Below are 11776 nucleotides of genomic sequence, written 5' to 3' on the forward strand. Positions count from 1 at the left end.
TTCAGAGTTCTTCCGGCTGAGCCGGGCCGACACACCAGAGCCTCAACAGCAGCCCGAGACCCCGGCCGCACCGCAGACGACAGGCCGGGGTCCTCCCGCGCCGTGTGCTCCCCGGACCGCTCGGGACCGGGACCGTCATCGACGTAAGGAAAGTGAGAACCATGGGTGTTCTGATCACCGTGCTGGCGGTGTGCGCCGTGGCGGGGCTGGTCCTGCTCGCCCTGAGCGTGCGCAACGTCCAGCAGTACGAGAAGGGCGTGGTGTTCCGTTTCGGGCGGCTGCTGCCGGCCATCCGAGGGCCGGGCCTGCGGGTCATCCGGCCGATCGGGGACCGGATGCGGAAGGTGTCCGTCCAGACCGAGGTCCTCGGCATCCCGCCGCAAGGATCCATCACCGCCGACAACGTGACGCTCACCGTCGACGCGGTCGTCTACTTCAAGGTCATCGACCCCGTCAAGGCCCTGGTGAACGTGCGCAACTATCCTGCCGCCGTCTCCCAGATCGCGCAGACGTCGCTCCGCTCGGTCATCGGAAGGGCCGACCTGGACACGCTGCTCTCCGACCGCGACCACATCAACGCGGAACTCAAGAAGGTGATGGACGCCCCCACCGAGGAGCCCTGGGGACTGCGCATCGAACGCGTCGAGATCAAGGACATAGCCCTTCCGGAGTCGATGATGCGCTCGATGTCGAAGCAGGCCGAGGCCGAGCGGGAACGCCGCGCGCGGGTCATCGCGGCCGACGGAGAGTTCCAGGCGTCCCAGCGGCTGACCGACGCCGCCGCGACGATGGCCGACACCCCCGGAGCACTCCAACTGCGGCTGCTGCAGACCGTGGTGGACGTCTCTGCCGAGAAGAACAGCACCCTCGTGATGCCGTTCCCCGTGGAGATGCTCCGCTTCTTCGACCACCAGAGCAGGGAAACCGACGGCGAGTCCGCCGGACGGCTCGTGCACCGGACCGCCAGGCGCCCCGCGCTGTCCACCAGTGCCGTGATCCCCGAGCCCGCCACCGCCGCACCGGCCCTCACACCGTCGGTCTCCCTGCCCGGAGAGCGGGCCGGCAGCCGCGCGGAGGTGGCCCGGGAGCGGCGGGACAACTGGCCGACGTGCCGGGACGCCGAGGAATCCCTGGGCGGTTGACCGTTCCCGGCCGCCCGGGGTGACGTGATCGTCTCGGTGCAAGGTGGTGCAGCTGCTGGCCCCGGTGACAGCGTGTCACCGGGGTCGCAGCGGTCCCGGGTGGCTGAAGCGGCCGGCCCGCCGTTGGATGCGATGCCGGAGGGTGCGGTGGCGGACCGGTGGAAGCGCGGCCCGCGCGTCGGCCCGAGTGTAGAAGACATGCTTGGCGCCCTCGATCAGTACCAGGTAGACCACGACCATCAGGGCCAGAGCGAGGACGAGTCCGAGCGGCAGGGACCGGAAGCCGAGTGGTCCCGCGAGCGGGGACATCGGCAGCGCGACACCGACGGCGACGACACCCAGGGCGCTGACCAGCAGGGGGCGGCTGGGCCGGCTGCGGTAGAACGGCACCCGGCGCGTGCGGATGGCGAAGACGACCAGTGCCTGCGTGGCGAGGGATTCCACGAACCAACCGGAGCGGAACAGGTCGGCGCCGGCGTGAAAGACTTCGATCATGACCGCGAAGGTGAGGAAGTCGAAGAGGGAGCTGACGGGCCCGAAGAAGAGCATGAAGCGACGGATGAAGGCGATGTCCCAGTGCGAGGGCGCCCGCAGCTGCTCCGGGTCGACGTGGTCGGTGGGGATGGTCAACTGCCCTGCGTCGTAAAGGAGGTTGTTGAGCAGGATCTGCGAGGGCAGCATCGGCAGGAACGGCAGCACCAGGGAGGCTCCGGCCGCGCTGAACATGTTGCCGAAGTTGCTGGAGGTGCCCATCAGGACGTACTTGATGGTGTTGGCGAAGATCCGGCGGCCCTCGGTGACGCCGTCGGCGAGGACGCCGAGGTCCTTCTCCAGGAGGAGGACGTCGGCCGCGTCCTTGGCCACGTCGGTCGCGGTGTCCACGGACAGTCCCACGTCGGCGGCGTGCAGGGCCAGCGCGTCGTTCACGCCGTCGCCCAGGAACCCGATGTCCCGGCCTCGGCGCCGCAGCGCCCGTACGACTCGGGCCTTGTCCTGGGGCGAGACGCGGGCGAAGACGGTGGTGGTCTCGGCCGCACGGGTCAGCTCCTCGTCGTCCAGCTGACCGATGTCCTGGCCGGTGAGGGCGCGGCCGGGCGGCAGGCCGAGGTCGGCGCAGACCTTCTGGGCGACGAGCGCGTTGTCGCCGGTACAGATCTTGACGGTGATGCCGAGGTCGGCGAGGCGGCGCAGTGAGGCGGCGGCGCCGGTCTTGGGCGGATCGAGGAAGACCAGGAAGCCGGCCAGACGCAGCCGGTACTCGTCGGCGGCGGTGAGGGACGTCTGCCCGTCCGTGTCCCGGGTGGCCACGGCGACCACCCGGCTGCCCGCCGCGAAGTGCTCTTGGAGCACTGCCGCGGCCGCCTCCGGTACGTCACCGCAGCGGGCCAGGACCGCCTCGGGCGCGCCCTTGGCGACGAGCAGGCGGCTGCCGTCCGGACGCTCGACGAGGGCGGAGCCCAGCTGCCGATCGTGGTCGAAGGGCAGCAGCGCGAGCCGGTGGTGTCCGGCCGGGGGTGTGTCCGTGGCCTGCCACAGCGCGACGTCCAGCGCGTTCCCGCCCACCTGGTCGAGGTCGCCCTCGGTGGCCAGCAGGCCCAGCTTCAGCACCGTGTCGGAGGGTGTGCCGGCCGGGTCGAGGGCCGCCTCGAAACGGATGCGGCCCTCGGTGAGCGTGCCGGTCTTGTCGGTGACCAGGACGTCCATGTCGCCCAGGTCCTCGATGCACACCAGCCGTTTGACGAGGACCTTGCGCCGCGCCAGCTGTCGTGAGCCGGTGGCCAGGCTCGTGCTCACCACGGCGGGCAGCAGCTGCGGGGTGATGCCCACCGCGATGGCCAGCGAGAAGAGCAGAGCGTCGAGCAGCGGGCGGTGGAGCAGGAGGTTGATGACGAAGATCCCGGTGGTGAGGGCGGCGGCGACTTTGAGGAGCAGCATGGAGAAGCGGCGCAGCCCCGCCTGGAAGTCGGTCTCCGGCTGCCGTTCTCCCAGCCCCAGCGCGATCCGCCCGAACTCGGCACGGCCCCCGGTGGCTACGACCACTGCGGTGGCGCTGCCCCCGTGCACCACGGTCCCCATCAGCGCGCAGGAGGTCAGCTCGGCCAGTGCCACCCCCGCGGCGACCGGCTCCGGGTCCTTGTCGGCGGGGGCGGACTCCCCGGTGAGGACGCTCTCGTCGCAGGCGAACGCGGTGCATTCCAGCAGGCGCAGGTCCGCGGGCACCACCTGCCCCAGGGTCAGACGTACGACATCGCCCGGCACCAGCTCGGTCACGTCGACCTCGCCGGCCGCGCCGTCCCGGACCACGACGGCCGTGTGCCGCACCCGCGAGTGCAGGGCCTGTGCCGCCTTCTCCGCCCGGTACTCGTTGAGGAATCCCAGTGTCACGCTCAGCACCAGAATCCCCCCGATGATGATCGCGCCGGTCCGCTCGCCGAAGAAGTACGAGACCCCGGCTGTCACCGCCAGCAGGATCAGCAGGGCGCTGCGCAGCTGCCGCCCGAGGACCGCCAGGACGCGGACGTGGTGCGTGCGTACGGCGTTCGGCCCGAAGGCCGCCAGCCGCTCGGCCGCCTCGCCCGTCTCGCCCCCCGACAGGCCGTCGGGGCTGCTCGCGAGCGCGGCCAGCACGGCCTTCGCGTCCTGGGCGGCGGCGTCCCCCACCCGCAGCTTTGCCGTACGGGTGGTCACTGACTCCGTGGTCACTGACTCCAGGTCCATTCGGCGACCTCGGGCAGGTCCGCCCCATGGGCGCGGATCCAGTCGTGATGGCGGTAGCGGACGTCGGCCATCCGCTGCCGCAGCGCCGCCGCGCGGACCGCGAGACCGGGCACCCGGTCGATGACGTCCATGACCAGCCGGTACCGGTCGAGGTCGTTGCGTACGACCATGTCGAACGGGGTCGTGGTGGTGCCCTCCTCCTTGTAGCCGCGTACGTGCAGGTGCGGGTGGTTGGCGCGGCGGTAGGCGAGCCGGTGGATGAGCCACGGATAGCCGTGGTAGGCGAAGAGGACGGGTTTGTCGGGGGTGAACAGCGCGTCGTACTCGCTGTCGGGCATGCCGTGCGGGTGTTCCTCCGCGGGCAGCAGCCGGGCGATGTCGACGACGTTGACCACCCGTACCGCGAGCTCGGGCAGGTGGTGACGGAGCAGCGAGGCCGCGGCGAGTACTTCGAGGGTGGGTACGTCGCCCGCGCAGGCGAGCACCACGTCGGGCTCGCCGGGCTCGGACTCGGTGCCGGCCCAGGCCCAGATGCCGGCGCCGCGGGCGCAGTGCGCGCGGGCGGCGTCGAGGTCGAGCCAGTCGAAGCAGGGCTGCTTGCCCGCGACGACGACGTTGACGTAGTCGCGGCTGCGCAGCACGTGATCCGCCACGCACAGCAGGGTGTTGGCGTCCGGCGGATAGTAGACCCGCACGACCTCCGGCGACTTGTTCAGTACGTGGTCGACGAAACCGGGGTCCTGATGCGAGAAGCCGTTGTTGTCCTGGCGCCACACGTGCGAGGTCAGCAGGTAGTTGAGGGAGGCGATCGGGCGGCGCCAGGGGAGTCGGCGGGCGACGCGCAGCCACTTGATGTGCTGGTTCGCCATGGAGTCGACGATGTGGACGAAAGCCTCGTAACAGGAGAACAGGCCATGCCGGCCGGTGAGGAGATAGCCCTCCAGCCAGCCCTGACAGGTGTGTTCGGAGAGGATCTCCACCACCCGGCCGCCGCGCTCCAGGTGCTCGTCCGTCGGCAGTACCTGGGCCTCCCACGCCTTGCCGCTCGCCTCGTAGACGGCCTGCAGGCGGTTGGAGGCCGTCTCGTCCGGTCCGACCAGCCGGAAGTCGCGCCGCTCGCCCGTGTCGGCCATCACCTGCGCCAGCAGGTCGCCGAGGACGCGGGTCGGCTCATGCGCTGTCGTGCCGGGCTTGTCGACCGGGACGGCGAACCGCTCCAGGGGCGGCACGGGCAGGTCGTGCAGAAGCAGGCCGCCGTTGGTGTGCGGGCTGGCGCCCAGGCGGTGCGCACCGTCGGGGACACAGGCGAGGACCTGTTCCCGGGGGCGTCCGTGCTCGTCGAAGAGTTCATCGGGCCGGTACGAGCGGAGCCATCGCTCCAACTGCCGCAGATGATCCGGGTTCTCGCGTACGGCCGGCAGCGGCACCTGGTGCGCTCGCCAGGTGCCCTCCACCGGGAGGCCGTCGACCTCGGCCGGCCCGGTCCAGCCCTTGGGCGTGCGCAGCACGATCACCGGCCAGCGTGGGCGTTCGGTGATGACGGAACCGGTGCGGGCGGCGTGCTGGAAGGCGGCGACACGGTCCAGGGCCTCGTCCATGGCACGAGCCATCGTCTGGTGGACGGCGCGGGGATCGTCCCCGGTCACGTGGAGGGGCTCGTGGCCGTATCCCCTGAGCAGGGAGTCGAGTTCGGGCTCCGGTATCCGGGCCAGGACCGTCGGGTTGGCGATCTTGTAGCCGTTGAGGTGCAGGATCGGCAGGACGGCACCGTCCCGTACCGGGTCGAGGAACTTGTTCGAGTGCCAGGAGGCGGCCAGTGGGCCCGTCTCGGCCTCACCGTCGCCGATCACGCAGGCCACCAGGAGCCCCGGATTGTCGAACGCGGCCCCGTAGGCATGAGAGAGGGAGTAGCCCAGCTCGCCGCCCTCGTGGATCGATCCGGGGGTCTCGGGTGCGACGTGACTGGGGATGCCGCCCGGGAAGGAGAACTGCCGGAAGAGGCGCGTCATGCCGGCCGCGTCCCGCGTGATGTCCGGGTACGTCTCGGTGTAGCTGCCCTCCAGCCAGGAGTTCGCCACCACGGCCGGCCCGCCGTGACCGGGCCCCCAGACACAGATCGCGTCCAAGCGCCTGGCTTTCACGACCCTGTTGAGGTGGGTGTGGACCAGGTTCAGGCCCGGTGAGGTGCCCCAGTGCCCCAGCAGTCGCGGCTTGACGTGCCCAGGCGCCAACGGCTCGGTCAGCAGAGGGTTGGCCATGAGGTAGATCTGCCCGACGGCCAGATAGTTCGCCGCCCGCCAATGGGCATCCAGAGCGCTCAGCTCCTCCTCGTCGAGGGGGTCGGGGGTGTCCGGAGTGTCGAGAGAGGTCTCGGTAGTGGGGCCGAGCGGCATGACGAACCCTTCTCGCAGGAGACTGATCAGGAACTTCCGGGACTGAGACCGGGGAGGTACTCGGTTTCGTCGATGAAGGCGCGGGCGACGTCCGCCAGGCGGCGGTTGTGGGCGCGGGCGTAGGCGCGCAGCGTCGTGAAGGCCCGCTCCATGTCCGTGTGGCGGCGTTCGGCGAGCTTTCCCTTGGCCTGTTCGATCAGGACGCGGCTGCTGAGGGCGGTCTGCAGCTGTTCGTTGAGGAGGGTGCTGCGCTCGGTGGTGCGTTGTTGCAGCAGGCTGATGGTGGCGACGTCGGCGAGGGCCTGTGCGAAGGGGGTGGCGGCGGGGCTGATGGGCGCCGGGGTGGTGTGGAAGAGGTTGAGGGCGCCGACGACCTCGTCGCGCAGGCGCATGGGCAGTGCCTGGACGGCGGTGAAGCCGATGCGCTGGGCCTGGGCGGTGAACAGGGGCCAGCGCGCGGCTTCGTCGCGCAGGTCGGGAACGGAGACGGTGATCCCGGTGTGGAAGCAGTCCAGGCAGGGGCCTTCGTGGTTCTGGAGCTGGAAGAGTTCGAGGAGGCGCACGCGTTCGTCGGAGGCGGCCATGACACGCAGCACGCCGTCACGGTCGGCGAGCAGGACGCCCGCCGCACCCGCGTCGAGCAGATCGACGCAGCGGTCGGTGAGCAGGCGCAGGAAGTCCATGAGGTCGAAGTCGGCGACGAGACTGTCCGCCAGCTCCACGAACGTCCGGGCCATCAGCTGTTCCTTCATCGTGCACACCTCTGTTGGTGGGGCGTGAGCATCAGTGCTCCTCGTCGGGCGGTCGCGCATCCGGCGGTTGCGTATCGGAGGGACGCGCATCCGGCGGTCTCACGTCGGACGGTGTGGTCTCCAGGGGGAAGCGGAGCCGGTGGGCGACCACGTCGGCGGCGACCACCGAGATCCGTATCCCCCGGGCGTACGCGTGGGCGCGCAGCCGGATGAACGCTTCCTCGACGCCGACGCCGAGCTGGACCATGAGGACGCCGGTGGCCTGGTCGATCTCGGCCCGGTAACCGCCCAGGTCATCGAAGGGCGCGGGGTCCGGCCGGTCCGTGCCGGCCACGTCGGTGCCGGACGCGCCGGTTTCGGACGGGACACCCGCCTCACCGATCCCGGCGTCGAGCAGAAGCAACGTGGCAGTGTCGGCGAAGGCCATCGCGTCGGCCACCTCGTCCGCGTCCAGCTCGACCGAGCTGCTGGAGTACAGGTCGAGTACGCCGGGGCTGATGGCACCGATCTGCAGGGGGAAGGCGAAGACCGCCCTGGCTCCGGCTTCCAGGGCCGCGTCGGCGAACACCGTCCAATGCCGTTGCAGTTCACCGGCCAACAAGTCGGTGCACAGGACCGAGGAGCCGAGGACAAAGGCATCCACGCACGGCCCCTCGCCCAGTGTGAGCTGGAGTTCTTCCAGCTGCTGACTGACGGAGTCGGTGCTGTACAGCGGATGACTCGCCCGCCCGCGGGACATCGCGGACACCCCGGCCCCGCCGACCGGCAGCGCCGCCACCGCCGCCGTACACACGTCGAGGAGGCCGACCCGGGCGCCGCGCAGGGCCGCCTGCTCGGCCACGAGAACCCGGATCCGCGCCGACCGGCTGCCGGGGATCACGGTGACCACCGGATCAAAGGGGGAACTGGCGCCAAGAACACGGCACCGTCGGCCGGCCCGCGGACGTTTCCGACGTCCTTCCTGCGCCAGGAGCGGAGAGAGGCCACGCTCGGCTCGTCGGCCCGGTCCGCCAAGGCGACACCGAGTGATGCCTGGCGCTCGGAGAGGAGCGGGTCCTGCAACCGTCGGGCCACATCCCGGTGCCGCTCGTGCCGGTGAACCAGGAGCCCGGCGAAGCCGTCGCCGGCGCCGGTGATCCGGCCGACGGCGGGCGGGCGCACTCCGTCGAATCCCGGCCACCCGAAGCCGTCATCGCCTACGACACGGGGGGCTGGGACCGCGTGGGGGAGCCGCCGGTGCCGCCGCCCTGGGGAAGATCCGAACCCGCAGCCCTCCAGGGCCGCGGTCTCCGCGATCACCACGGCGAATCCGGGCTGCTGTACGGCGACGGCGAGACGTCCTGGACGGACTTCCGGGCTCGGCTCGAGAGCATCTTTGTCGAACGCCGCTGCGCGGGACCCCGCGACGGACCCGCGAGATCCCCGCGGGAACAGACGGCCTGCCAGCGGGCTGGACCGGCTCGGGCACATCGCTTCTACGGCGGGCTGCTCGCGACCGCCTCCGCTCCACGGCTGACCGCGGGCTGGAGAGGTGATCATGGCGTCCCCGCCCGCTGGAGGGGACGAGAGCGGCGCGAGCGGTCGCGAGCCCTCCGGCGGATGGACAGCCGCACAGAATAAGGCATGACACCTCTGTTCCAGCCGTTCAGGTGTTCTCGGGACCGCTACCGGGCACCGGACGCGAGGCGCCGGGCTTGGTACCCGGCGAGGTGCGACCGAGGTCGGGGCGTACGAACACATGAGTGGGTCACCAGGTCTGAGTTCCGCGCTACGAGGCTCGGTGCCCGACAGGGATCTCCTCGAAGATGCGACGGGTCCGGACGAGAATCCGCTCCCGTGGCATCGTGGTCAGCAGGCCGTGCGTCCACCGGGGTCCTGGGCGTCCGCTCACCAGCATAGTCCCCGGCCCTTCGCCGCGGTGGGTCCGAACAGGCCGGAATCCGGCAACCGGGCGGCTGCGGAAAGGCATCGGAGAAATCCGGGGCGAGCCGAATGTGAGTGAGCAGGTAGACCAGCAGCGGGAAGTCGACGAGCAGGGCGCGATGGCCAGGCCCGCGAAGAACAGCAGTGCCCCGTCCCGCCCCACCCGCGATCCTGACCTTGTCGGCGGTCCAGCAGACCGCACTGATCGCGAACACGGATCTGCCCATCGCGACCAGCCCGACCACGCCGAGACCGACCAGCACACCGGCATCCTTGAGCTTGAGCTGGGCCGGGTTTCCCGGTCCTCCTCCTTCTGCCACACCGCGCGCAGACACCCGCGCAGTGCGCCGACCTGCCGATCACGAGCAGCAGCGCGCCCGCGATGAGTCCGACGCGTCCGGCATGCGCGACGAGGCCATTCACGTTCAGCAGGTCGGAAGGCTCGGTGCCTGGGCGGCGATCTTGTCCTGGAGCCTCCCGAGCTGGTCTTTGCTCAGCAGCGCAGCGCACCGATCGCCGCTCCGGAGGTGATCAGTGGAAAGAGGGCGACGAACTGGTGAAGGTGAAGGCGGCGGCGAGCCGGGCCCAGTGGACCGCACCCAGCTGCGCGAACGCCCGCCACACGTGCGTACCCCTCAGCCGTGCGACGAGAGGAAGCCCCGTCAGTGGTTCCATGAAAACACCCAACCTCAGCGTACCCAGGGCGACGAGAACTGACAGCAGCGGCGAAGCCCCCACTGCTCCGCCAGTTCACATACTGTCCAGCTGGCGCCTGGAAGCTGGCGATCGCGTCCACTCTGCTGCGACTCCGGCACGCGCCAGCGGCGTCCTGGCGGCCGGCGACAGGACGGGCCATACGGGACCGCACGTGGAACACTCCGCACCCTGCGTCCCGGTCCCCGTGGCCTTGTGGACGGCGTGGTTCTAATGTTGGAGCAGAGCAGATCCTCGCGACACGGCCTCCACCAGGACGGACCGCGACGACCTGGTCGGCCCACGTGAGATCGCCCGCTCGGACACCGCGAACGCGCGGGGGGAACTCACCCAACGGTGATCTACCTCCGGCCCCGGATGGCGGTCGTCGGAGCAGACCGCACGCTTTTTGAGCACCGGCCCGCCCCCGGAAGGCCGCCACTGCACGCACAGAGAACTGACGTCAGCGCCACGGGACAGTCCTCCTGCCACACCCCGCATGACAACTCACCCAGGGTGGCCACTCATGAGTATCGCGAAGAAAATCGCGCACAGAGCCGAAGCGATGAAGGGCGGTGCCAAGAAGACAGCCGGCCGTGCCACCGGCAGTCGGCGCCTGCAGGCGGAAGGCCGTGGAGACCAGGTCAAGGGCAACCTCAAGCAGGCCGGGGCAAAGATCAGGGACGCCTTCAAACACTGACCACCCCGTAAACCCGACCAAGACAACGCTGAGGGGCGTTGCGGAACCGCGGCCATGAAAAGGGTCAGAGGTCGGTGGAAAGCGAGGCGTGGGCGCAGGCAGTGCGGCGCCAGCTCGACCTGGGTCGGCTGCTTCCGCTCGGCGGGCCCGACGACGGGACGTGGATCACCGGGCAAGCGGCCGTCGGGGCTCTTGGGTGCGCGGCCGCCGGGATTCTCGGCGTCCGGCTGGAGCCTTTGCGTACCGGGTCGGCATCGCTTGAGCCTGTGTCCGACCCGGCCGTCCGTCCGCCGGCTCGCTACCGCCTAACCCGTTCAGGATCGAGGCTGCCTTCACGACATCCCCGGGGCAGTCGCTGCCTCGCACCGCTGACCAGTTGAGGAGCGCACTGCTCGACGCGGCCGTTGAACGGCTCGGCCTGGCCGCCGTGACAGTTGACTTGCATGTCACGGATCTCCTTGAGGGCTCGGAGGCAGGCGTGGGGTCGCGGACCGCGGCGAGGGCCATGAGGCCCGTGCCGGAGGCTGCAGACCGCTCGCCCGCGGTGGCCGGAACAGGGTCCATGCGGGGGCCCGTCGGGGAGCTGGCGAACGTCGCGGCGGGTGTTTGGGGCGTTGCCCGCCTCACCGCGGTGCTGGGAAGCCTCCCGGTCAGGGTGGTGGACCATGACGATCCGCCCGGCCGCCACAGCGAGGTCCAGCTCTCGGTCGCCCCCGGGCACCATCCATTGGAAGTCGCCCGCGCCGTCCGGTACGCCGTGGCCGAGGCAGCCACCACCGACACCCCGGCCGGGTCTGTGTAGCGAACGGTGGAACTCGGTCGGTCTTGTTCAGTGGCGTCCGGCGGTGAGCCGGCCGTCGAAGGTGATGTCGAAGGCTTGGAGTGCGGCCTTCCAGCGCATGGTCCAGCGTTTGCGTCCGGTGCCGGTCGGGTCCAGGCTCATGACGGCCAGGCAGACGCACTTGAGGGCGGCCTGGTCGGTGGGGAAGTGCCCCCGGGCCCGGACGGCCTTGCGGGTCCGCGCGTTGATGCTCTCGATTGCGTTGGTGGTGCAGACGATCTTGCGGATCTCCACGTCGAACCGGAGGAAGGGCACGAACGCCGCCCAGGCCGCCTCCCAGAGCCGGACGATCGCCGGATACTTTTTGCCCCAGGCGTCGGTGAACTCCACGAACCGCTCCAGAGCGGCGTCCTCGGTCGGCGCGGTGTAGGCGGGCCTGAGCGCCTTCGCGATCTTCTCCCAGTCCTGCCGGGCCGCGTAACGAAAGCTGTTCCTCAGCAGGTGCACGACACAGGTCTGGACGATCGTCGCAGGCCAGACGGTGTTCACGGCGTCCGGGAGACCGGTCAATGGCCGTCACAGACCAGCATCAGGACATCGGCCGCGCCGCGGTTCTTGATCTCGGTCAGGACCTGGAGCCAGTACTTCGCACCTTCACCGCCGTCGCCGATCCA

General features: G+C 70.3%; 8 protein-coding genes and 1 pseudogene. 3 read left to right on the forward strand and 6 right to left on the reverse strand.

All coding sequences use genetic code 11. From position 1 onward, the window contains the following. Window positions 1-161 precede the first annotated feature (161 nt). Window positions 162-1142 carry a slipin family protein gene (locus tag AB0958_RS25540; protein ID WP_366892785.1) on the forward strand — a complete coding sequence of 327 codons (981 nt, stop codon included), beginning with the start codon at window positions 162-164 and terminating at the stop codon, window positions 1140-1142. A 75-nt stretch (window positions 1143-1217) separates the two neighbouring features. On the opposite strand, the gene mgtA is transcribed toward AB0958_RS25540, so the two are convergent. The 5 genes from mgtA to AB0958_RS25565 all read right to left on the reverse strand — a co-directional run bounded on the left by mgtA (window position 1218) and on the right by AB0958_RS25565 (window position 9603). Beyond that, a complete protein-coding gene (gene mgtA / locus AB0958_RS25545) occupies window positions 1218-3845 on the reverse strand; it encodes a magnesium-translocating P-type ATPase (protein WP_366892787.1) in 2628 nt (875 codons plus the stop codon). Continuing rightward, a complete protein-coding gene (locus tag AB0958_RS25550; protein ID WP_366892788.1) occupies window positions 3842-6253 on the reverse strand; it encodes a phosphoketolase family protein in 2412 nt (803 codons plus the stop codon). Before AB0958_RS25550 ends, mgtA begins: the two co-directional genes overlap by 4 nt. 26 nt (window positions 6254-6279) lie before the next feature. Continuing rightward, a complete protein-coding gene (locus AB0958_RS25555) occupies window positions 6280-7005 on the reverse strand; it encodes a GAF and ANTAR domain-containing protein (protein ID WP_366892789.1) in 726 nt (241 codons plus the stop codon). 31 nt (window positions 7006-7036) lie between these two features. Further along, window positions 7037-7885 (reverse strand): GAF and ANTAR domain-containing protein, encoded by an 849-nt coding sequence (locus AB0958_RS25560; protein ID WP_366892790.1) that lies wholly within the window; start codon window positions 7883-7885, stop codon window positions 7037-7039. Window positions 7886-9459: 1574 nt separating this feature from the next. Then, complete coding sequence (locus AB0958_RS25565; protein ID WP_366892791.1) at window positions 9460-9603, reverse strand: hypothetical protein; 144 nt, start codon at window positions 9601-9603, stop codon at window positions 9460-9462. 544 nt (window positions 9604-10147) lie between these two features. On the opposite strand from AB0958_RS25565, the gene AB0958_RS25570 reads away from it, so the two are divergent. Then, window positions 10148-10321, forward strand: coding sequence for a CsbD family protein (locus AB0958_RS25570; protein ID WP_319150687.1), 174 nt, complete (start codon window positions 10148-10150; stop codon window positions 10319-10321). A gap of 562 nt (window positions 10322-10883) precedes the next feature. Continuing rightward, the gene (locus AB0958_RS25575; protein WP_366892792.1) at window positions 10884-11123 is read left to right on the forward strand and encodes a hypothetical protein; all 240 of its coding nucleotides are present in this window, start codon (window positions 10884-10886) and stop codon (window positions 11121-11123) included. A 27-nt stretch (window positions 11124-11150) separates the two neighbouring features. Here AB0958_RS25575 and AB0958_RS25580 read toward each other — a convergent pair. Then, a pseudogene (locus tag AB0958_RS25580) lies at window positions 11151-11776 on the reverse strand (transposase); the annotation flags it as partial.

Origin of the sequence: Streptomyces sp. NPDC006655 (genome assembly GCF_040703965.1) — a bacterium.
Lineage (GTDB): Bacteria > Actinomycetota > Actinomycetes > Streptomycetales > Streptomycetaceae > Streptomyces.